The 20,309-nt window shown below is 59.9% G+C and carries 19 protein-coding genes; 9 read left to right on the forward strand and 10 right to left on the reverse strand.

Annotation, left to right across the window (positions count from 1 at the left end; genetic code table 11):
• Positions 1–9 precede the first annotated feature (9 nt).
• The 5 genes from QDY28_RS13875 to QDY28_RS13895 all read left to right on the forward strand — a co-directional run bounded on the left by QDY28_RS13875 (position 10) and on the right by QDY28_RS13895 (position 4,050).
• The gene (locus QDY28_RS13875; protein ID WP_331382267.1) at positions 10–651 is read left to right on the forward strand and encodes a response regulator transcription factor; all 642 of its coding nucleotides are present in this window, start codon (positions 10–12) and stop codon (positions 649–651) included.
• Between the two features lie 2 nt (positions 652–653).
• On the forward strand, positions 654–1,031 hold the full coding sequence (locus QDY28_RS13880; protein WP_331382268.1) for a response regulator: 378 nt from the start codon (positions 654–656) through the stop codon (positions 1,029–1,031).
• Position 1,032: 1 nt separating this feature from the next.
• Positions 1,033–1,737, forward strand: coding sequence for a response regulator transcription factor (locus tag QDY28_RS13885; RefSeq protein ID WP_331382269.1), 705 nt, complete (start codon positions 1,033–1,035; stop codon positions 1,735–1,737).
• Positions 1,738–1,968: 231 nt separating this feature from the next.
• On the forward strand, positions 1,969–2,736 hold the full coding sequence (locus QDY28_RS13890) for an SDR family NAD(P)-dependent oxidoreductase (protein ID WP_331382270.1): 768 nt from the start codon (positions 1,969–1,971) through the stop codon (positions 2,734–2,736).
• Between the two features lie 132 nt (positions 2,737–2,868).
• Positions 2,869–4,050 carry a hypothetical protein gene (locus QDY28_RS13895; protein ID WP_331382271.1) on the forward strand — a complete coding sequence of 394 codons (1,182 nt, stop codon included), beginning with the start codon at positions 2,869–2,871 and terminating at the stop codon, positions 4,048–4,050.
• A gap of 9 nt (positions 4,051–4,059) precedes the next feature.
• Here QDY28_RS13895 and QDY28_RS13900 read toward each other — a convergent pair whose 3' ends face one another.
• From QDY28_RS13900 to QDY28_RS13935, 8 genes are read right to left on the reverse strand one after another with little or no spacing between them, the layout of a single operon-like run.
• Entirely contained in the window at positions 4,060–5,073 is a 1,014-nt protein-coding gene (locus QDY28_RS13900) for a succinylglutamate desuccinylase/aspartoacylase family protein (RefSeq protein ID WP_331382272.1), read from the reverse strand.
• Positions 5,074–5,104: 31 nt separating this feature from the next.
• Positions 5,105–5,449 (reverse strand): RidA family protein, encoded by a 345-nt coding sequence (locus QDY28_RS13905; protein ID WP_331382273.1) that lies wholly within the window; start codon positions 5,447–5,449, stop codon positions 5,105–5,107.
• Positions 5,450–5,485: 36 nt separating this feature from the next.
• Positions 5,486–6,796 carry an alanine racemase gene (locus tag QDY28_RS13910; RefSeq protein WP_331382274.1) on the reverse strand — a complete coding sequence of 437 codons (1,311 nt, stop codon included), beginning with the start codon at positions 6,794–6,796 and terminating at the stop codon, positions 5,486–5,488.
• On the reverse strand, positions 6,789–7,745 hold the full coding sequence (locus QDY28_RS13915; RefSeq protein WP_331382275.1) for an amidohydrolase family protein: 957 nt from the start codon (positions 7,743–7,745) through the stop codon (positions 6,789–6,791). Before QDY28_RS13915 ends, QDY28_RS13910 begins: the two co-directional genes overlap by 8 nt.
• Entirely contained in the window at positions 7,742–8,683 is a 942-nt protein-coding gene (locus QDY28_RS13920; protein WP_331382276.1) for an ABC transporter permease, read from the reverse strand. The genes QDY28_RS13915 and QDY28_RS13920 overlap by 4 nt, the downstream gene beginning before the upstream one ends.
• Positions 8,680–9,645 (reverse strand): ABC transporter permease, encoded by a 966-nt coding sequence (locus QDY28_RS13925; RefSeq protein ID WP_331382277.1) that lies wholly within the window; start codon positions 9,643–9,645, stop codon positions 8,680–8,682. The genes QDY28_RS13920 and QDY28_RS13925 overlap by 4 nt, the downstream gene beginning before the upstream one ends.
• On the reverse strand, positions 9,642–11,150 hold the full coding sequence (locus tag QDY28_RS13930; protein WP_331382278.1) for a sugar ABC transporter ATP-binding protein: 1,509 nt from the start codon (positions 11,148–11,150) through the stop codon (positions 9,642–9,644). The genes QDY28_RS13925 and QDY28_RS13930 overlap by 4 nt, the downstream gene beginning before the upstream one ends.
• Positions 11,151–11,171: 21 nt before the next feature.
• Positions 11,172–12,242 (reverse strand): ABC transporter substrate-binding protein, encoded by a 1,071-nt coding sequence (locus QDY28_RS13935; protein ID WP_331382279.1) that lies wholly within the window; start codon positions 12,240–12,242, stop codon positions 11,172–11,174.
• Between the two features lie 222 nt (positions 12,243–12,464).
• Here QDY28_RS13935 and QDY28_RS13940 point away from each other — a divergent pair, with 222 nt between their 5' ends.
• The 4 genes from QDY28_RS13940 to QDY28_RS13955 all read left to right on the forward strand — a co-directional run bounded on the left by QDY28_RS13940 (position 12,465) and on the right by QDY28_RS13955 (position 18,953).
• Positions 12,465–13,250: an IclR family transcriptional regulator gene (locus QDY28_RS13940; RefSeq protein WP_331382387.1), complete on the forward strand. Its 786-nt coding sequence runs from the start codon at positions 12,465–12,467 to the stop codon at positions 13,248–13,250.
• 185 nt (positions 13,251–13,435) lie between these two features.
• Entirely contained in the window at positions 13,436–15,370 is a 1,935-nt protein-coding gene (locus QDY28_RS13945) for a methyl-accepting chemotaxis protein (protein WP_331382280.1), read from the forward strand.
• Positions 15,371–15,744: 374 nt separating this feature from the next.
• Entirely contained in the window at positions 15,745–16,977 is a 1,233-nt protein-coding gene (locus QDY28_RS13950; RefSeq protein WP_331382281.1) for an HlyD family secretion protein, read from the forward strand.
• On the forward strand, positions 16,959–18,953 hold the full coding sequence (locus tag QDY28_RS13955) for a glycosyltransferase (RefSeq protein ID WP_331382282.1): 1,995 nt from the start codon (positions 16,959–16,961) through the stop codon (positions 18,951–18,953). Before QDY28_RS13950 ends, QDY28_RS13955 begins: the two co-directional genes overlap by 19 nt.
• Before the next feature lie 63 nt (positions 18,954–19,016).
• Here the strand turns inward: QDY28_RS13955 and QDY28_RS13960 are convergent, their stop codons facing one another.
• The gene (locus tag QDY28_RS13960) at positions 19,017–19,280 is read right to left on the reverse strand and encodes a hypothetical protein (protein WP_331382283.1); all 264 of its coding nucleotides are present in this window, start codon (positions 19,278–19,280) and stop codon (positions 19,017–19,019) included.
• Positions 19,281–19,595: 315 nt separating this feature from the next.
• Positions 19,596–20,225 carry a TetR/AcrR family transcriptional regulator gene (locus tag QDY28_RS13965; RefSeq protein WP_331382284.1) on the reverse strand — a complete coding sequence of 210 codons (630 nt, stop codon included), beginning with the start codon at positions 20,223–20,225 and terminating at the stop codon, positions 19,596–19,598.
• Positions 20,226–20,309 lie beyond the last annotated feature (84 nt).

The following is a 20,309-nucleotide window of genomic DNA, read 5'->3' on the forward strand; positions in this document are numbered from 1 at the left end:
GGCAGCGCAATGACGATTGACGACCATATTGTCTTCATCGTGGACGATGACGAACGCATCCGGGAGGCGCTCGGCGACTTGCTGGAGTCGCACGGCATGCGCGCCATCGCCTTCGGATCGGCCGGCGACTATGTGCGCGCGGACAAACCGGATTTCCCCGCCTGCCTCATCCTCGATGTCGAGTTGCCTGATATCAATGGCCTCGATTTGCAGCGGCAGATCGCAGAGGGCGATCATCCGCCAATCGTCTTCATCACCGGACATGGCGACATTCCATCGTCGGTGCGTGCGATCAAGCACGGCGCCGTAGACTTCCTGACCAAACCTTTCAGCGACGCGGATCTCATGGCCGCCATCCACGCCGCGATCGCCCAGGATCGGCAAAAGAGATTGGAGCGCGCCGAACTCGGCATGCTGAGACAACGCTATCTCGAACTGACCCCACGAGAGCGCGATGTCTTGCCGCTCGTCGTCAGCGGTCTTCTCAACAAACAGGCAGCCGCGGAACTCGGGATCAGCGAAGTCACGCTGCAAATCCATAGACGGAACGTGATGCAGAAAATGGCGGCGGCGTCGCTCGCCGATCTCGTGCGTATTGCGGAGAGATTGGAAATACCGATTACCCACTCGCGCCGCGTGGGAGGAAGTTGAATATGGACAAGACACGACATGTTGTGGCGATCGTTGATGACGATCCAAGACTACTGGAATCGGTGGGCGACCTTCTGGAATCCGCAGGCTATGTGGCCCACGGGTACTCTTCGGCCGGATCGTTGCTCGTCAATGGGCTGGCGGACCTCGACCTGCTCATCACCGATATCGGAATGCCTGGGATTGATGGTTTCGAACTTCGTGATCTGGTGAGAAAATTGCGGCCGGAGCTGCCGGTGTTTTTGATCACGGGCCGCCACGAAATAGCGGATCAGGGCCGCGCTCAGGGCATCAGCGGATTTTTCCGGAAGCCATTCGATGCCCAGGCCCTGCTCGCGGCCATTGCCAATGCTTTACACAAATCGAAAGATGGAGGGTGAGATGAGAGTTGAACATTCTTTCCGGCGGAGATCAGCGCCGTCATCACCGCAGCGCAGAAGCGAAGAAGATCAGCCGCTCGTCATTATTGTCGATGACGACGCAGCCGTTCGGGAGGCGCTGTCCGAGTTGATCCTGTCGGCAGGTTTCCGGCCTGTCAGCTTTGCCTCGACCCGCGAATTGCTCGATGCCGATATCTTGGACGATCCCGGCTGCCTGATCCTCGATGTGCGCATGCCAGGAGCGAGCGGTCTCCATCTGCAACGTCACCTGACCGAAAACGGCAACCCCAAACCGATCATCTTCCTGACCGGGCATGGCGATATTCCGATGACCGTCGAAGCAATGAAGGCCGGCGCGGTGGATTTTCTCACCAAACCGGTGCGGGACCAGACATTGCTCGACGCGGTGACCGCCGGCATTGCGATGGATGCCGAACGACGGGTGCAAGCCGCCGTCGCCAAGCGCAACATCGAGCGCCTCGAGACGCTGACGCAGCGCGAGCGTGAGGTTCTCCATGAAGTGGCGCGCGGGCGCCTCAACAAACAGATTGCCTTCGATCTCGGCATCAGCGAAGTGACGGTCAAGCTGCACCGCAGCAATGTCATGCACAAAATGGAGGCTGCCTCCATCGGGGAACTGATCCGGGCCTGGGAAACCCTGCCCGCACCGATGCGCGAGGCTGGCGCACACCGGACTACGATATGATCGATCCAGCCTCCGCCTCCACAGGCTCCTCAGGCGTTCCGAACCTGCGGAGCGCCAGCACGTGCGCTACCGTTTCACAATGAGCTCGGATTCGCCTGACGCACGAATGAGGATTTCGAGATTGCTTCCTCCAACGGGCTTGCCTCGAAAGAAATCCGGGCGCAGTTTCCGGGATGACGTCGGCAAGTTCGAGGACTTGCGGGATTAACGGACAACGACAAGGGGGAACAAATGACCGACAGGCTCAAGGACAAGATCGCCATTATTTCGGGCGGAGCCACCGGAATGGGTGGGGCGGCTTCACGCTTGTTTGCGGCGGAGGGCGCGAAGGTTGCGATCATCGACCGCAACGGCGATGCGGCCGCGGAGACGGTGCGGACCATCCAGGATGCTGGCGGCATCGCCGATTACTGGGTCGCCGATGTTTCGGATGAGGCAGCGGTCAATGCAGCGGTCAAAGGCATTGAGGACCGTTTCGGTGCCGTGACCGTACTCTTCAATCACGCCGGCACTATCGTCATCAAACCGTTTCTCGAAACGACATTGGAAGAATGGGAATGGTTGCACGGCGTCAACGTCGGCTCGATGTTCCTGATGACTAAGGCGGTGCTTCCAGGCATGATCGCCGCCGGCGGTGGCTCCATCGTCTGCACATCATCGATCTCGGCGGTTGCCGCGACGCCGATGGAAGTGCTCTACGATACGACGAAGGGCGCTGTGCACATGTTTGCCCGCGCCATTGCCGTCGAGTTCCGCGACCGCAATATTCGATGCAACGCCGTCTGCCCGGGCTTTATCCGCACGCCGCACGGCTTGCGCGAGGTGGCCGAACTGCAGGCCCTCGGCGTTGACGTTTCGGATGCGGCAATCGCGGCGCAGCAAGGCCGGATCGGGGAGCCGGAAGATGTGGCCCGTGCTGCCCTCTATCTCGCCTCGGACGAATCCAGCTTCGTCAACGGCATCCATCTCTTCGTCGACAACGGCTTTACCGCAATCTGAGCATCGATAGCTGGATTGCTCTTCAAACAAGATCACTAGGGAAGCGTGCCGCAGCCGGTCGCGGCCAAGGATGGTCTGGACACTATTATCGACACATGTTCTAAATAATGGACGGACGAACGGGAGCACGCTATGCATCTTTCCATGTGGACTTACTCTTGGGACATCCAGGATCAGGGGCTTGAGGCGCTTGCCGCCGACCTCAGCGGCCGCGCCGGCCTCACCACAGTCAGCATGGCAATTTCCTACCACGCCGGCCGCTTCTTTCAGCCGAGGAGCCCGCGACAGAAAGCCTATTTTCCCGAGGACGGAACCGTCTACTTCCGGCCGGATGAAAGACTATGGCAGGACAAGCTGATCCGGCCGCTGATGGCCACGAACGTGACAGAGCGCGGCGATATGCTGGAAGCGCTCACTAGGGGACGCGACACGACCGGCCTCAAGGTCTCCTGCTGGACTGTCTGCCTGCACAATACCCGCCTCGGCATGCTGCATCCAAACCACGTAACGCGGAACGCTTTTGGCAACCCCAACTACTATAGTCTCTGCCCATCGAGCCCGGCGGCGCGCGCCTATGCCGTCACCCTCGTTCGCGACATCACCAACTATCGGCCGGATATGGTGGAACTCGAAAGTCCGAATTTCATGGGATTCGCGCACGAGTATCATCACGAGAAAGACGGTGTCGGCCTGAACGCCGAAGACGATTTCCTGCTGTCGCTGTGCTTCTGCGATCATTGCGCGGCGCGCGCCACGAAGGCCGGCGTGCCGGTCGAAGGCGCGCGCAGATCGGTCACCCGCTTCATCGCGGAACTCTGCGAACGGGCTGTTCCGGAACAACAGTTTCCGGACTTTCCGGCCGCCGGCATTGATGCGTTTCGCGACCATCCGGAGCTCTACGCTTATCTCGCCTGGCGCAGCGAACCGGTGACCAGCCTGATCGCAGAGATCAAGGCCGCAGCCGATCCGGCGACACGCATCGTGCTTATCGACCTGAAGGACGGCTGGCTCGGCGGCGTCGATCTCGCCGCGGCTGGCAAGCTATGTGATGGGGCGATCCTCTGCTGTTATGACATGGAGCCGGAGACCGTCGCCGATGTCATCCAGGGCGGGCGGGCGGCAATCGGACCGGAAAAGTTCCTCGGCGTGGGCCTGCGCGTCTTCTATCCCGAAGTCGACGGGCCGGCGATCCTTGCGGCACGCGCCAAGGCGGCCGTTGATGCCGGCGCTGACGGCGTCAACTTCTATAATTACGGCCTGATACCGGCAAAGCGCCTCGACTGGGTCAAGGCCGCGGTCGACGCGATCACCTGATCCCTCTTCTCAGGATGAGATGGGTTCGGCGACCTGGATCAGGCAGTCGCCGGCCTGGCTGTCGCAATGCAGCCTATGGGAAATGACGATCCCGCTCTCCGCAAAGCGCAGCTCCTCCTCTGCCTGCTCCAGACGCTCCAGGTCATGGTACCAACCGGCCAGATCGCCGGCGGAAACGGTTGCACCGAGTGCAACGGCCGGCTCGAACCAGCCCCTATGGCTCGCATAGATGCCCTGGCTGTGCCGAGACAATGACAGAAGCTGCAACGGCCCCGGTTCGGTGAGTGATACGTGCGACAGAACCGGGCGATCGACGATGCCGAGTGCAATCAGCAGCCGGTCGATGGCCGCCGCCGTAAATGCCATCGTCTCCGGCGTCACGGTTCCACCGCCGCCGAATTCGCCGGACAGACCGACGCTTCCTGCCCGTCCGGCAGCGCCCATCGATGTCGGCGCTGTCGGGCCGTTATCCGCGATGAAGGCATGCGAGGCGCCCATGGCGCGCATCAGAGACACCGACCGCTCAAAGCGGGCGGCGTCGGCCTGCCGCTCGATCAGCGTGCAGGGCAGGTGCGCCATGGATGTGCCGCCCGAATGCAGATCGAGCACGACGTCGTGGATGGGAAAGAGGTCGTGTTCGAGAAAATGGGCAAGACGCGCCGTCGGCGTCCCGGTCGGATCGCCGGGAAATGCGCGATTAAGATTGCCGCCATCAAAGGGCGAGCAGCGCCTGGCGACCATCACTGCCGGCAGGTTCGCCATTGGCAGAATGGTGACGGCACCACGGATTTCTTCCACCTGCAACCGGCGCATCAACCGCCCGAGCTGGAGTTCGCCCTCGTATTCGTCGCCATGATTGCCGGCCATCAGAAGCAGGGACGGCCCCTCGCGATTCTTCAGGCGAAGAACCGGTATGCGGATCTGATAATAGGGCGAACGGTCGATCGAATAGGGAATGGCGAGATGGCCGGCCTGTCGGCCCTCGCGCGAAAAGTCGATGGGATTGACGAGGCCGCTGTGCATGATGTCTCCAGTCCGGGCTGTTGCCTTGCCGTTAGAGGGCCGCGACCGCCGTCATTTCGACGCGCAGGTCCGGATCGGCGAGGCGTGCTTCGACGCAGGCGCGGGCCGGCGGGTTTTCGATGTCTATCCAGCTATCATAAACCCCGTTCATCGCTTCGAAGTCGACGATCGCCGGCAGGAAGACGTTGACAGCGAGGAGACGGGAGCGGTCCGTGCCGGCTTCTTTCAGAAGCGCGTCGATCTTGCCGAGTACGTCGCGGGTCTGATCCTCAACGCCCGCCTTGCGATTTTCCGCGACTTGACCGGCAATATAGACGAGCCCGCCGTAGCTGACGGCTTGGCTCATACGCGAACCTTTCTGGTAACGCTGGATCATGTCAGTTCTTTCCTTTCTTTGCTTTGGAAGGGAGGTTCAGCCGAAGCTGGTAAAATAGGCCGCCGTTACCGAATGATCCGGGTCGAGGCCATAGAGGATTGCGTGCCGGTCAAGGCAGGTGCAGGGATGAGAGATGCCAAACTCGATCACGTCACCCACACAAACATCGCTGCCCTCCGCAAGCGCGACGAAGGCGTGCTGATCGTTGAGGCGGAGAACTTCAGCGCTCGCAAGATCGTTGAGCCGCGCACCGTTGCGATAAAGGGCGAGCGGCCGCGGCATGCCTTGATCCATCGCCACGTCGCGCATGCCCATGCCGCAGATCGCAAGCCCGGCCTCCGGCCGCGACAGAACTTCGGCCCAGACCCGCAGGGCGGGACGGAAACCCGCCGCCGCAGAAAGCAACTTGGCGCCGATGCGCAAGCCGCCGCGTGCATCGAGGCCGGCGAGGCCACGCTCGTAGACGCCGTGATCATGGAAGAAGATCGCGCCGCTCCGCAGCACGAGATGGCAGGCTGGATCGCCCGCAACGGCGGCTGAAAGCCGCGCAACGACCACGTCGAAAAAGATCGAACCGCCAGCCGTGACGAGAAGCGGCCGCTCGTTGCCTATGCGGGCGCGCATTTTCGGCAGGAAGTCAGCCGTCATTGCCATCAACACGTCAATCCGACGCATCGTCTCTTCCGCATTGGCAGTTGCGGCGGCGCCCTCATAAGCGGCGACGCCGGTCAGCCGGAAGGTCGGCGTCTCGGCCGAAACGATTGCATCGAGAATTTCAGCCGCGGTGTCGATATTGCGAACACCGGCGCGACCGGCGCCGAACTCTACCATCAGGCCGAGCGGCGGCAGATCTTTGCGTTCTCCCCATGCGGACCGAAGAGCATCGACGAGCGCCGTCGAATCCACGAAAATAAGGAATTCCGCATCAGGATAATCGGCGAGCACCGCTGCGAGCCGGCGCGCCGCGGCGACCCCGCCGATCTCGTTGGCGAGGATCAGACGGCGCTGTCCGGCTTTGAGCAGGACGGCGGCCTGGCGAATGTCGGCGACCGTCGAGCCCCAGGCGCCTGCCTGTAGAAGCGCATCCGATAGCGCCGTCGACATTGGTGTCTTGGCGTGCGGCGCAATTTCCGCGCCGTGGCTCTTCACATAGGCCATCATCAATTCGACATTGTTGGAGAAGGCCTGCCGGTCGAGCGAGATCAGTGGCAGGGCCATCCTGCCGTCATATGGCCTCCATCCCTGCTTGCCGATCGCAGCGAGCGGGAGCGGTGGATGGCCTGGCGGAAAACCGCGCACCCGGTCATCGATCAGCATGACTTCCATTGGAGTATGAAGGTCAGGCATGGCAGCCTCCTCGAGCCTCGGCCGGATCAGCTATACCGAGACGATAGGTGTCGTTGGCGGTGGCGAAGAACAAGGCGCGTTGCTTATCGATAGACAACTGTGCGGCGACCGCGCGAAAGACCCGATAGATTTCGTCGAAGGAGGCATACAAGCCTGCCACTGGAAAATCGCTTGCGAACATAGCGCGCGTCGGGCCGAAACAATCGAGGCAATGCTCGACCACCGGCCGCAGGCTTTCGAACGTCCATTCGTTGTCGTAAGCGACAAGGTCGGAAATCTTCAGGCGCACGTTCGGTTCATCGCCAAGCGCCCGCAGGCCATGACGCCAGAGCGCCATGCCATCATTCGTCCGGTCGATCGGGCTTCCCCCGTGGTTGAGCACGAACAGCATTTCCGGAAAAGCGCGCACGAGCTCGAGCGCATCCTTCATCTGCCACGGATAAAGCATCAGGTCGAACACCAGCCCGAGCCGCGCAGCATGGGCAAGCCCCTTCCGCCAGGCCGGATTGCTCATGAGATCCGCGCGCCGGGCAAACCTTTTCGCCGGGTCCGGATGCCAGCTCACGATGTCACGGATGCCGACGACGTTTGGGTTCGCCGCTTCCAAGTCGAGCAGGCGCATCGCGTCCGGTGCGTCTAGAGGAACCCGCGCGATATAGCGGTGTGCGACGCCGGAGCTGCGGTCGAGGCCATCCAGCCAATGGCTTTCTTCCAGTGGATGCGCATCGGACCAACCGGCCTCGACATGGACGGTTGCAATCACGTTCTGGCGCGCAGCGTCGGCGCGATAATCCTCGATGCCGTAGTTGCGCAGGATTGGTGCGAGGCTTCCGAAAGCTGTGTCCCCGCTGGTCGCCCGCGCTTTCTGAAGCCAGGGATGGCGCTCCAGCGAAAGGTCCCAGAGATGATGATGCGGGTCGATCAACGGCCCGTCGTAGCATCCGGTCATCTGCGCGCCTCGCGGCCGGATACGAGGAGAAGCGCGAGGATCAGCGTGCCGAACATGATGGACCGCCAGCCGGGCGAAGCGTTGACGACCGTGATCAGCGCCGTCGTTGTAACAAGCAGGATCGCGCCCGGAATAGTGCCGGCATAGGTGCCACGGCCACCTAGAATGGATGTGCCGCCGAGCACGACGGCCGCAATCGACGTCAGCAGATAGGGATCGCCGATGCCCACATAACCTTGCCGGTTCATGCCCAGCACGAGAATGCCCGCAAGGCCTGCGAAAAAGCCCGATAGCGTATAGACAAGCAGCGTGTTGCGTTCGACGCGGACGCCGGAAAGCCGGGCAGCCAGCGGGTTCGCTCCGAGCGCCAGGAAACGTGCGCCGGTCGGCATGCGATGAATGAGCAGCAGGACGAAAACCGAGACGGCAAGCCAAAGAACGATGCCCGCCGGAATGCCGAGCGGCCGCGCCTGGCCGAGCAGAATGACCGCCGGATTGCTGACGGTGACTGCGCTGCCGCCGGCAATGATGACGAGCAGGCCTTGCAGGAACGTCGCCATGGCAAGCGTCATGATGATCGGCGGCACGCGGAGATAGGCGGCACCCGCACCATTCATGAGGCCAATGCCGGCAGCGATGGCGAGTGCTGTCGCGATGCCGATGAAGCCTGTGTGATCCCAGGCGGGCGAGATCAGCGGCAGCAGGATCGCCGTGACGGTGATAACTGCGCCGACGGAAAGATCGATGCCTCCCATCAGGACGACCAGCGTTTGGCCGGCCGCCGCAATGCCGATCACCGCGGCGAGTTCAAGCAGATAGCGCAGGTGGCCGTAAGCACCGAAACCACGCAATAGGAAGCTTGCGACGATCCAGACGAGCGAGACCAGAACGAAGGTCAGGAGCGGCGGGTTGCGAAATGCTGTCCTGATGATGTTCATTGCCTTGCTTTCCATTGTGCGAGAAGTTCCGGAACCGCGACCGCGCCGACGATGATCAGCCCCTGCGCGACATATTGCGCGACCGGCGGAAAACCCAGGAAGAACATGACGTTGATCATGACCGAGAGCAGCAGGCTGCCGCAGATCGCGCCGCGCATGGTGCCCTTGCCGCCAAGGAAGCCGACCCCGCCGAGCACGGAGGCGGCGATCGAATTCAGCGTAAAGGGCGTACCGATGACCGGATCGCCCGACCCGGTCTGCGCAGCGACGAAGAGCCCGGTCAAAGCTGCAAGAAGACCGGAGAGCGCAAAGGCGACGACCTTCACCCGTTCCACCGGAACGCCGGAGCGAAATGCGCCGATCGGGTTGTCGCCGGCCGCGTAGATGCCGAGGCCGAGCGGCGTTGCGAGAAAGGCTTTCCAAAGCACCACGGTCACGACGAGCAGCACGAAGGCAACGGGCGTATCGCCGGCAAGCGTTGTTGACAGCCAGTCGGGAATGAAGCCGCCCGGCCGCGGCAGCAGAATGAGCGCGACGCCGGTTATGATGAAGGAGCCGGCGAGCGTAACGATGATCGCCGGCAGCCTCAGATGCGTCACGATGGCGCCGGTGACGGCGCCGATCGCAAGGCCGGCGAGCGCGACCGCAAGAATGCCGCCGGGCACACCGAGCGTCCCTTCCATCGTCGTTGCGGCGATCACGGCCCCAAGGCTCACGAGCGGCCCGATCGCCAGCGTGATGCCGCCGTTCAGCATGAGCACTGCCTGCGCCATGGTGACGAGCGCCAGCGGGAACCAGTTCTGCGTGAACTTCGAAAAGCCTCTGATGGAAAGGATGCCCGGAAAGAGCACGACGTAGAGAATGAGAAAAGCGGAGACGACCAGATAAAGGCCACCGAGCCCGCGGTTGCGGCGAAGCTGGATCAAGCCATAGAGCCTGCCGGAGGACGAAACTGCGCTCATGCTGCGACTCCCTGTGTCGTGACGCCCATGGCCGCGCCGACGATCGCCCCTTCACTGATCGCAGCGCCCGATAGCGTTGCCGCGACGTGCCCCTCGAGCAGAACCACGACGCGGTCGCAAAGATGCACCAGCTCCGGCGTGTCGGAACTCGCCAGGATCACGAGCCGTCCCTCCGCGGCGAAGGCACGGAGCATGAGGTAGATTTCGCGCTTGGTTTCGATGTCGACGCCGCGCGTCGGATCGTTGAGGAGCAGGACGGACGGATCGAACGGCAGCCATTTGGCAAGCGCCACCTTCTGCTGATTGCCGCCGGAAAGCGCCTGCACCGGGCGAGCCGTATCGCCCTTGATCGTCAGGCGGCGCGCAAGATCGGCGACCAGGCCGTCTTCGGCCTGCAGGTCGCGCAACCCCTTGCTGGCGAGCCGTCCGAGGGAGGGCAGGATGAGATTGGATGCGATAGAATGAGGCAATACCAGCCCCTCATGCTTGCGGTCGGCCGGGACATAGACGATGCCAGCCGCATTTGCCTCGCCGACATGGGCGGGCAGGCCGGGTTTCCCACAAATTTCCGCTCGGGCAGCCGCGGCCGGAATCGCGCCATAGAGGCCGAGCAACAGGTCTTCCTGCCCCTGCCCCACGAGCCCGCCAATGCCGACGATCTCGCCGGCGCGGGCGGAGAAGCCGATATGGCGCACCATGCCGGCGGAAAAGCCTTCAACGCTGATGCGCATCGCACCGGGCGTAGAAACTGGGCGCGGAGGGAACAGGTCGCCGGTCTCGCGGCCGACCATGAGACGCACCAGCCCTTCGCCATCGATGCCGGATAGCGACTGGTCTGCCGTGACGCCGCCATCCTTCAGCACCGTGACATGCGAGCAGAGCGCCTGCACCTCATTGAGGCGATGAGAAATATAGAGAAGTGCGATGCCGCGCTTCCTCAGCGTCTCGATGAGGCGGGCAAGGATGCCGGCTTCGTGAGCGGAAAGCGACGAGGTCGGCTCGTCCAGAATGAGCACGCGCGGCTTGCGGAACAGTGCCTTGGCGATTTCCACCATCTGACGGCGGCCGAGCGCGAGATCGGCAACGGGCATATCGATCGGCTCGGTAAGCCCCACCATGTCGCAGACCTCCCGCACACCGCGATGAAGCACTTGATAATCGATGAGGGCGAACCGGCGCGGAAACGCGCCGAGCCCGATATTTTCAGCAATCGAGAGATTCGCCGTGAGGCTCAGCTCCTGCTGAACCACGGCGATGCCAGCCGCACGCGCAGCCGCCGGGCTGAAGCGACCGACAGGCTTGCCGTCAACGACGATGGAACCGCTGTCGGGCTGGAGAGCACCGGACAACAGGTTGATCAGCGTGGACTTGCCGGCGCCGTTTTCTCCGAGCAGGGCGTGAACCCTGCCCGGGAAAAGGGCGATGTCGACGCCCTTCAAAACGGGATTGCCGAAAAATCCCTTGAACACCTGCCGGGCCTCCAGCAGGGGTCTTTCTTCCTTCATGACGGCTTTCCTCAAGACGGATTACTGGGCAAGCAGCTTGTCGAAGAGCGCCTTGTCATAGTCCGAGTAAATATATCCATCCGCCGGGAACTTGTCGGCCCTTGCGAGATAGCCGCCGATCGAGCTGTCGTCGATGACCGGCAGCGGCACCTTGACGAAGGCCGGAACATTCTTGCCCTGCAGTGCCTGCACGGCCGCATAGACGGAGAGTGCGCCGAGCCAATTCGGCTGCATGGTTGCCCAGCCTTTCAGGCCCTTCTCTTTCCAGAGTTCCAGGAACTGCCGGGCGTTTTCGCCGGTGGTCGGCACCTGTTCGCGGCCCTGGCGCTCGAAGGCAAGAACGGAGCCGGCCGACAATGCGCCGCCGAGCGACAGAACGCCATCGATTTCCGGATTGGCGAACAGCAGGCTTGTCATGGCTTCTTGAGCCGGCGCGACGTTATATTCGGTATTGGTTTCCGTGATGACTTGGATGCCCTTGTTCGCATCAAGCACCGGCTGCGCTCCCTTGCGGCGGTCATCGCTGACGGAAACGCCGGCAGGACCGTTCATGATGATGATCTTCCCCTTGCCGTGAAGTTGATCGACCATCCACTGCGCAGCCCTCGCGCCCCACTCGCTGGAATCCGTGTTGATCTTCGCCGTCAGATTATTGGTGTCCACGAGGCTGTCGAAATTGACGACGGCAATGCCCTTCGAGCAGGCGTCCGAGATGACGCGGTCAAGCGCCGTGGACGAACCGGCTTCGACGATGATCGCATCGAGATTCGCATCGATCATCGATTGGATCTGCTGGATCTGCGTCTGGGCATTGCCCTGCGCATCGGTGATTTTCAGATCCTTGACCAAGCCGTCTTTCTTGAGGGCGGCCACTTCATCGGTAATCGTGCCCTCCGTCTGCTTCATCCAGGTCGGGACGGAATAGATGTTCGCCCAGCCAATCGTGTAGGGCGCCTTGCGATCACCCTTGATACAATTGGCTGCCGCCGAGGCGGTGCCGGCGGAAAAGGCAAGGAGGACCGCAGCGGCGGCAGCGCCCGCGAGAAGGCGGTTGCGTAGCGAGGCTGAGGTGCAGTTCTCAAAATTCTTCATGTCGTTCCCCTTTTGTGTGCGGCAGCGTTTGCGGCTTGCCATTTGTCGATGTCCAATATATTGTACATATGACCTTTATACTGGACACGGCGATCTTATGCCGATTTTTTTGCCTCGCAAGAGGGCTACGAAAATTTCGTTCGCGGGGAGCGGCGGGATCAATTGACACAGGCAGCAGACGGCCTGAAAAGCTTGGCCGGCTAGAAACAGGAATTGACGATGATGGATGCAGTTCAGGACGAAGCAGCCGGCAAGCGCGCCCGAGGGCTCGACCGCGCCTTCGAGATCCTTGATTTCCTGCGCCACAAGCGGCAGGCCCTGAAGCCGAATGAAATTGCCGCGCAGATCGGCGCGCCGCGCTCATCGGTTTACGAGCTGGTCAACCTGCTGCTGCGCAACGGTATTCTGGAATTTACGGGTGGCGAGGGACGTGTCTATCTCGGCCGCAAGCTCTATTTCCTAGGCGCGGCCTATGAGAACCATTTCGATTTCACCCGCGAATGCGAGGCGACGCTGGAGCGGCTCGCCGACGAGACGCGGGAAACCGCGCAGTTCTGCATGTTGGATGGAAACAAATATACGGTCGTTCGCATGCGGGAAGGCGCTCGGCCATTCCGCATCTCAACCGATATCGGCCAATCGGTTCCGATCCCGTGGACGGCGTCTGGCCGCCTGCTCGTCGCGCATCTGTCGGATCAGGAGATACTGAACTTCATCCCGCCGGAGGATTTCCGCCTGCCAAGCGGCGAATGGCTAGAGCCGCAAACCTTCATCGCCGAGGTGCGTCAGGCTGAGCGCGAAGGTTTCTTCACCTTCAACAGCATCGTCGACAGCTTCACACACTGTTTTGCCGTGCCGGTACGCGACGATGAAGGTCATGTAGCCGGCACGCTCTGCCTCGTAACGCCGCGTGACGATGGCCTTGCCAACCGCGAACGTTACCTCGCCTGCTTGAAGCAGGCCGCCGCCGACCTGAACCAGACCCCGACGCGGCAGAAACGAGCTTGAGACACAAGCGGAACTGGCACAGGCCCTCGACGCCAGCCGCCCCATAGCTCAAGCCTCATCGAAATCACAGCAAAAGACGCTAAATATATCCACTTTACGAATATTCCTGAAAATTTAATTCATTATTAAATACAATTTAAGCAAATAGCTCTAGTTGAAATTTCATTTTTATTAGGGCAACTGTTATGAACATCAGTATTGCAAAGAGCCTTATTGCTTTCGGTGTCGTGATGACCATAGGGCTTGCCGGCTCGGTAGGGCTGCAGCAAATCGCCTTGAACCGCCTCAAAGTGAATGGGCCGATCTATGAGCAGGTCGTCAACGGAAAGGATCTCGTTGCCGATATCCTGCCGCCGCCACTTTTCGTGGTCGAATCCTATATGCTGGCTTTGGAAGCGAGTGATTTTCCGGACCTCGCCGACGCGAATGCGGCCAAAATCGCCAAACTCCAGCGCGATTACAACGAGCGCCGCGCCTACTGGAAAACCTCCAGCCTGCCTCAGAGCTTGAAGGATCAACTGGCCGATGCCGTGCTGACCAAATCTGATGTCTTCTGGCAGGAAATGAACGGCGAGGTTCTGCCCGCCCTGGCGGCAAAGGACACCGCAAAGGTCAAGGAGCTGCTCGTTCATCTCAAAGGCACGTTCCACTTGCATCAGGACGCCGTCGAGGAACTGGTGACCAGCTCGAACGATTTTCTCTCGGGTCAGGAATCGGGCGCGCGCGAAGAGATTGACCGCTGGACGATATTCTCGCTCTCCGCTGCAGGCGGGTCCATCCTATTGCTGATTGGCGGAACGCTCCTGTTGCGGCGGCGAGCGATCGTGCCCCTGGAAAGCATGAGGGCCTACATGGGTGTGCTTGCCGGTGGCGACTACACCAAGGAGGTGCCGCATTCCGAACGCTCCGATGAAATCGGCGCGATGGCGAAGTCAGTTGCCGTGTTCAAGGCCAAGGCTCAGGAGCACCAGCGGCTTGAGACGGAAGCGCAAACCAATCGCACGCTTTCTGAACAGCAACGCGCGCAGCAGGAGCAAGTCCGAGCCCGGGAGGCGGCAGATATCAAGGTCGCGGTCGATGCACTCGCCGGCGGCCTTGGCCAGCTCGCCAGCGGTAATCTCACACATCGGATAGATGTTGCCTTCGCGCCGCCCCTCGACGTCGTACGGCGAGATTTCAACGCTGCGGTAGAACAGCTTGAGGATGCCTTGCGCAAGGTCGGCCAGAATGCGCAGGCGATTGCGACCGATTCCAATCGGGTCAGGTCGGCAACCGACGACCTATCCAAACGGACGGAGCAGCAAGCCGCTTCGGTCGAGGAGACCGCCGCAGCGCTCGAACAGATCACCACCACCGTCACGGATTCCAGCCGTCGTGCCGACGAGGCCGGCCGGCTGGTCGTAACGGCTCGCGAAAATGCCGAGAAATCAGGTGATATCGTTCGCCGAGCGATCACCGCGATGGGCGAGATCGAGGCATCTTCGAACGAGATTTCAAACATCATCGGTGTCATCGACGACATCGCCTTCCAGACCAACCTTCTGGCGCTGAATGCCGGCGTCGAAGCCGCGCGCGCCGGAGAAGCTGGCAAGGGTTTTGCCGTCGTCGCCCAGGAAGTTCGTGAGCTTGCGCAACGCTCGGCAGGCGCCGCCAAGGAAATCAAGACGTTGATCAACACCTCCGGCGAGCAGGTGAAGAATGGCGTGGCCCTCGTCGGGGAAACCGGCCAGGCGCTCGATCAGATCGGCCGGGAAGTGGAGGCCATAAATGTCAACGTAGCGGCGATCGTCGATGCCTCGCGCGAACAGGCAACCGGCCTTAAGGAAATCAACCAGGCGGTCAACGCCATAGACCAGGGCACGCAACAAAATACGTCCATGGTCGTGGAATCCAACGCCGCCAGCCATAGCCTTGCGAATGAAGCCGAAGCTCTCTTCAATCTTCTAGGCCGCTTCCGCATCGGCGCAGCCAATCAACCGGCCGTAGCCCCTGTCGCAGAAGCACATCAGCAGCACAGGCCGGTGGAATCGCCAGCACGCAGACTGTCGGCGAAGCTGGCAGGCGCTTTTGGAGGGCGGGCGGCCGCGGCAAATGCCGCGACCTCCTGGGAGGAGTTCTAAGGCGCAGAACGCATGTCTTCCGCGGGATGCTCGTCACTTGACGCGAAAGAGCATTTTTATCGGGCAAATGGTCTTCACCGCAACAGCGGTCGCTGCTTGCCCGATGAGAGCCTGCCGACATAAACCTTCATTCTTGGACCGGTGACCTGTCACCAGTACGGCTCTCTCGCAGACCATATTCTTTTCCGGAAAACCGCGCGTTAACGTCCAGCTAATTCCGTGCCGCGCCCTCGCTTTTTCCGTTATCCATATTTCGCGACCCACACTTGCTAGCTAATTTTCATTACGCTAAATTACGCAAGACTTAGTTGTATCTATCACGGCTGCCATTCGGCGGCGCGCGGGCTTTCAACGCGGGTTTTTCGTCTAGCGACATGATTTTGAATCATCGCATTACACGAATTGTTATCGGCCTCGTGCTGCTGGCGATCGCTGTCGTCGTCTCGTTACCGGCAATCACCGGCTTCACGAGCCGAGACGGTACAGTCAACGCCCGCTTCGCCATTGTCAATTCGCCCATTGACGGCATGATTTCAGGAGAGCCCGCCAAGGTAGGCACGCCTGTCAAAGAGGGCCAAGCGGTCGCAGAAATCAGCAACCCCCGGGTCAATCGTGCAATCCTTGCTTCGCTCGAAGCGGATCGCAACACGGCGCGCGACCGCGTAGTGGCCCTGAAGACCGAGCGGGACGCGCTTACCGCACTTCGCGAGCAGCTATCCAAACGATTGGATATTTTCAAGGAAGCCACGATTTCCAATCTTGAACGCGAGGTGGAGATCCTGAGAAAGAAAGTGCAGGTCTCCCAAGCTCAGGATCTTGCCGCCCAGGTCGACCTCAGCCGCCGGATGGATCTGGAGTCGAAAGGTATTCTCACGCAGAGGATGGTCGACGCTGCGCGCGCCGCAGGAGCCGCGACGGGCGGCGAAGTCGAAATCAGCAATTTGACTGTCGATCAATTGGAACAGAGGCTCAATGCGCTTCGCCAGGGTATTTTCGTGTTCGGCGACGGGCAGAATGACGTGCCTTATTCGCGACAACGCCAGGACGAGGTTATCGTCCGGATCGGTGACTTGAACTCACGCATAGCGGAAAATGAGACGCGAGCTGCCGAGGTCGACAAGCAATTGAACGAAGAACGTGGCCGCGTCAGCAGCCTTGAATCCGCAACCGCGGTAGCGCCATTCGATGGTGTGGTTTGGAGCAGGAGCGTCGTCAACGGCTCCAATGTCGTCCTCAACAGCGAGTTAATGCGTCTCCTAGATTGCCGAGAGATGTTCGTCGATATTCTTGTTCCCGAGGTCGACTATGACGAGATTTATCCTGGGCTTTCTGCGCAGGTGCGGCTGTTCGGGCGCAGCGACGTCTTCAATGGCACGGTAGCGTCCGTAAAAGGCAGTTCAGCGGCGGTCGAAAGCGACTCCTTTGCGGCCAGTCTACCGGCTTCGTCCCAGCGCAATGCCCGCATTCGGGTGCGCCTGGAGCCATCCTTCATGAACGACGATTTTGCGAATTTTTGCCAGGTCGGTCGAACGGTCCAGGTACGATTTCCCAAACACCGTATTGGCTTGTCGAATTGGGTTAAAAGCCTGTGGTTCAGTATCTTCTAGCGCTGGCGCCGACCTTTGTCGTTTTAGCCTTTTTTCTGTTGGGGCCGTTCAATTGGTCGCGTCACCATACCTGGACGCGGGCAATTACCTGCGCCTTCGTCGGAGCGATCGCATTACGCTATATGCTCTGGCGGCTGACCGAAACCGTTCTTCCCTACCCCTATGACGGCGTCAATTTTTATTGGGTATGGTTTGTCTTCATCGTCGAGATGTTGGCCTTTACGGAGGTCGTGCTTTTCCTTGTCCTGATGAGCCGCTACGTCGATCGAAGCGCCGAGGCGGACAAGCTGGCGCGCACCTTCTTTGCACGCGACGAGCAAGAACTGCCGACGGTCGATATCTTCATTCCCACCTACAACGAGCCGCTCGACGTGCTTGAAAGAACCATCGTCGGAGCGTTGTCGCTCGATTACCCTGCCGACAAGCTGAAGGTATATGTCCTCGACGACAAGCGCCGCGATTGGCTCAAGGGTTTCTGCGAGGAAAAGAACGCAATTCACGTCACACGCGGCGATAATGCGCACGCCAAAGCCGGCAACATGAACAATGGGCTGAAGGTCAGTTCGGGCGACTTCATCGCCGTCTTCGACGCCGATTTCGTGCCCTATCGACATTTTTTGCGCCGGACGCTGCCGTTCTTTTCCGATGAAAGCATTGGCATCGTCCAGACGCCGCAACATTTTTTCAATGCCGATCCGGTCCAGTCGAACCTCGGTCTGGAGAAAATCTGGCCGGATGAGCAGCGCTTGTTTTTTGACGAGATCGCTCCCAGCAGAGACGTGTGGGACGTCAGTTTTTGTTGCGGCTCGTGCTCGATCGCCCGCCGCAAGGCTGTCGACGCTATTGGCGGCTTTCCAACGGAATCCATCACGGAGGATTTGCTGACAACGCTGTCCATGCTCAACATGGGCTACAAGACGCGCTATTTAAACGAGCGCTTATCGATGGGATTGGCTGCCGAGAATCTCACCGGCTATTTCGTGCAGCGCGAGCGGTGGTGTCAGGGCGGTATTCAGACGTTGTTTCTGCACAACGGCCCGCTGCGCGGTCCGGGATTGTCGCTGTTTCAACGCATCATGTTCCTGCCGGCATCGTGGCTGGTGCAATATCTGGTCCGTTTCATGATATTGATCGTCCCGATCGTCTATCTGTGGTTCGGGCTGCTGCCGCTTTATTTCACCAACATTTCCGATTACGTCTCCTATCAACTGCCGCTGCTGACGGCCTATTTCCTTCTCATGCTCTGGATAACGCCGACACGTTACCTGCCGATAATTTCAAGCGCAGTCGGTACATTTACGACGTTCCGAATGCTGCCGACCGTTGTGTCCAGCCTTATTCGGCCGTTCGGCAAATCGTTCAGGGTGACGCCGAAGGGCAGCGGCAACGAGGCGAACCAGTTCGACAAATATACTTTTACCTGGATCTCAAGCCTAATCGCGATCACCGTCATCGGCCTATTGATCAATATCGTACCGGAGACAACCCATGTTCAAGGCCAGTTTTCGCCAATCGCTGCCTTGTGGGCCGGCATCAATGTCATCGTTTTGGGTATAGCGTCTCTGATCTGCTTTGAAAAACCCCGACGGTTGTTTGATGCGTTCAAACTTGATGAGACCGCCAAGGTGGACGATATCCCTGGCCAGGTCGTTAGTTTGGCGCTGGACAAGGCAGTGGTCGCAGTGCCCACCGAAGCGCGTTTTCAGTCCAGCCTAGTTGCGCTGAAGCTTGATGGCTTTGCACCGTTCAAAGCAGAACTCAAACAGGTCACCCAACGGCGAAGAAGCATAGCCCGTGGCGGCGACAGACAAGCCTATTATCTTCACCTGCATTTCGATCTCAGCAAATCTGATCGCGACAAAATGATCGTGAAGCTCTACACCGGTCAATATTCGCAGGACATCCGCGACATCGACAAGGTCGCAGTCTCAATCAATCTGCTGCTGCGGTCATTCGGGCGAACCCGCACGCTATAGCCGGCAATCGAAGCTTAAGGGACGGCCGATAACACGTGGCCACAAAAAGCCAGCCTCTCACCCTCAATGACTGAAATTGCGGTCAACTTCATACATCCAGTGGCGCAAATGGTCGAGCAGAAGCGCCACATCATATCGCCATTCCAAAGCCAAAAGCTTCAAGTCCATGGAACCTGATTGGAGCCGCAGGTCCAGCGCCTGCTTGAGGTGAGCAAGCTCGTCGGCCGTTGGCGAATGTTGTAGTGAGTGCCTCAGTTTGCGCCCACGGGAAAGGCGCTTGGCAAACAGTTCCAGATCCTCATTCAATTTTGTGGTCGTTTCGGTCATTACGCTATCCTCCGACCCTTAAAATATGTCGTAATACGATATATTTCAATCCGCCTCCGACGCGGCAATTTGGCTAGGATCGGCAAGCCATCGGAACTATATCGGTTCGCCTTAAGGAGAATGCTCCCATCTGAGGACAGCGCCTGCTGCGAGCACGCGATGGAAAGGGACGCTTAGGTTCTGAAACGGCACGAGGAGGACTCTATTCAGATCGTGACTGAAGAGGCGCGCGGCCCACTCCAGCATCCTGACATCGGCGATATCGCGCGAGATCGTTAGCTAAGTGCGCCAACCTCCTCTTGCAGCTCCGCCAACTCAGTCCTTAGCGATCAATCCGTGGAGAATGATATCCACATGCGCTTCGAAAAATGCGTCGACGTCCTGCGGTTTGCGATCCGCGAAGATCATCTGCGATATGCATAACATCACGGCCGACCCTATCACCGTATCCGGAATCTTGATCGCTGGCGCAGCTCGCAGTTCGCCGGCAGCGACGCCCTCTTCAAAAAGCTTTTGCGCCGCGTCCATGAGCGGGACGACGAATTCGTCGTGATGGCGATCCACGACCTGAGGAAACCGGGAGCCCTCGGCAATCACGAAGCGTAGGAGCTCCCTCGTCTTCCGGTCCAATACTAGGCGATCATAGGACATGCGAAGGAAGGCCTTGATCCTCTCCGTATAAGGTCCGCTCAATGTCTTTGCATAGGCGCTGACATCGGCGAACGAAACGGAGAGATGGCGGATCATCTCCTCAAACAGCCGCTCCTTCGTTTCGAAATAGAAATAGATCGTCCCCTTCGTGACACCAACGCGGCTGGCGATGTCCTCGACGCGTGTCGCCACATAGCCGCGCTCGACGAATTCCTCGAAGGCCGCCTCGAGGATTTCCTGGGGCCGTTGTGCTTTCCGCTGCGCCCGCAAACCCGCCTGTTTTCCTGCTGACATGTTACGCCCTCCCTGGCGCGGGATACTTCGACATAATCACTTTCACTGTCATCAACTATTTCATTGACTAATCAGTCAGTCAAT

Source organism: Rhizobium sp. BR 362, assembly GCF_036528765.1.
GTDB lineage: Bacteria > Pseudomonadota > Alphaproteobacteria > Rhizobiales > Rhizobiaceae > Rhizobium.

Excerpts from the sequence above, each read along its gene's own strand:
- QDY28_RS13875 (WP_331382267.1), top strand. The coding sequence starts at position 10 with ATGACGATTGACGACCATATTGTCTTCATCGTGGACGATGACGAACGC.
- QDY28_RS13880 (WP_331382268.1), top strand. The coding sequence starts at position 654 with ATGGACAAGACACGACATGTTGTGGCGATCGTTGATGACGATCCAAGA.
- QDY28_RS13885 (WP_331382269.1), top strand. The coding sequence starts at position 1,033 with ATGAGAGTTGAACATTCTTTCCGGCGGAGATCAGCGCCGTCATCACCG.
- QDY28_RS13890 (WP_331382270.1), top strand. The coding sequence starts at position 1,969 with ATGACCGACAGGCTCAAGGACAAGATCGCCATTATTTCGGGCGGAGCC.
- QDY28_RS13895 (WP_331382271.1), top strand. The coding sequence starts at position 2,869 with ATGCATCTTTCCATGTGGACTTACTCTTGGGACATCCAGGATCAGGGG.
- QDY28_RS13900 (WP_331382272.1), bottom strand. The coding sequence starts at position 5,073 with ATGCACAGCGGCCTCGTCAATCCCATCGACTTTTCGCGCGAGGGCCGA.
- QDY28_RS13905 (WP_331382273.1), bottom strand. The coding sequence starts at position 5,449 with ATGATCCAGCGTTACCAGAAAGGTTCGCGTATGAGCCAAGCCGTCAGC.
- QDY28_RS13910 (WP_331382274.1), bottom strand. The coding sequence starts at position 6,796 with ATGCCTGACCTTCATACTCCAATGGAAGTCATGCTGATCGATGACCGG.
- QDY28_RS13915 (WP_331382275.1), bottom strand. The coding sequence starts at position 7,745 with ATGACCGGATGCTACGACGGGCCGTTGATCGACCCGCATCATCATCTC.
- QDY28_RS13920 (WP_331382276.1), bottom strand. The coding sequence starts at position 8,683 with ATGAACATCATCAGGACAGCATTTCGCAACCCGCCGCTCCTGACCTTC.
- QDY28_RS13925 (WP_331382277.1), bottom strand. The coding sequence starts at position 9,645 with ATGAGCGCAGTTTCGTCCTCCGGCAGGCTCTATGGCTTGATCCAGCTT.
- QDY28_RS13930 (WP_331382278.1), bottom strand. The coding sequence starts at position 11,150 with ATGAAGGAAGAAAGACCCCTGCTGGAGGCCCGGCAGGTGTTCAAGGGA.
- QDY28_RS13935 (WP_331382279.1), bottom strand. The coding sequence starts at position 12,242 with ATGAAGAATTTTGAGAACTGCACCTCAGCCTCGCTACGCAACCGCCTT.
- QDY28_RS13940 (WP_331382387.1), top strand. The coding sequence starts at position 12,465 with ATGGATGCAGTTCAGGACGAAGCAGCCGGCAAGCGCGCCCGAGGGCTC.
- QDY28_RS13945 (WP_331382280.1), top strand. The coding sequence starts at position 13,436 with ATGAACATCAGTATTGCAAAGAGCCTTATTGCTTTCGGTGTCGTGATG.
- QDY28_RS13950 (WP_331382281.1), top strand. The coding sequence starts at position 15,745 with ATGATTTTGAATCATCGCATTACACGAATTGTTATCGGCCTCGTGCTG.
- QDY28_RS13960 (WP_331382283.1), bottom strand. The coding sequence starts at position 19,280 with ATGACCGAAACGACCACAAAATTGAATGAGGATCTGGAACTGTTTGCC.
- QDY28_RS13965 (WP_331382284.1), bottom strand. The coding sequence starts at position 20,225 with ATGTCAGCAGGAAAACAGGCGGGTTTGCGGGCGCAGCGGAAAGCACAA.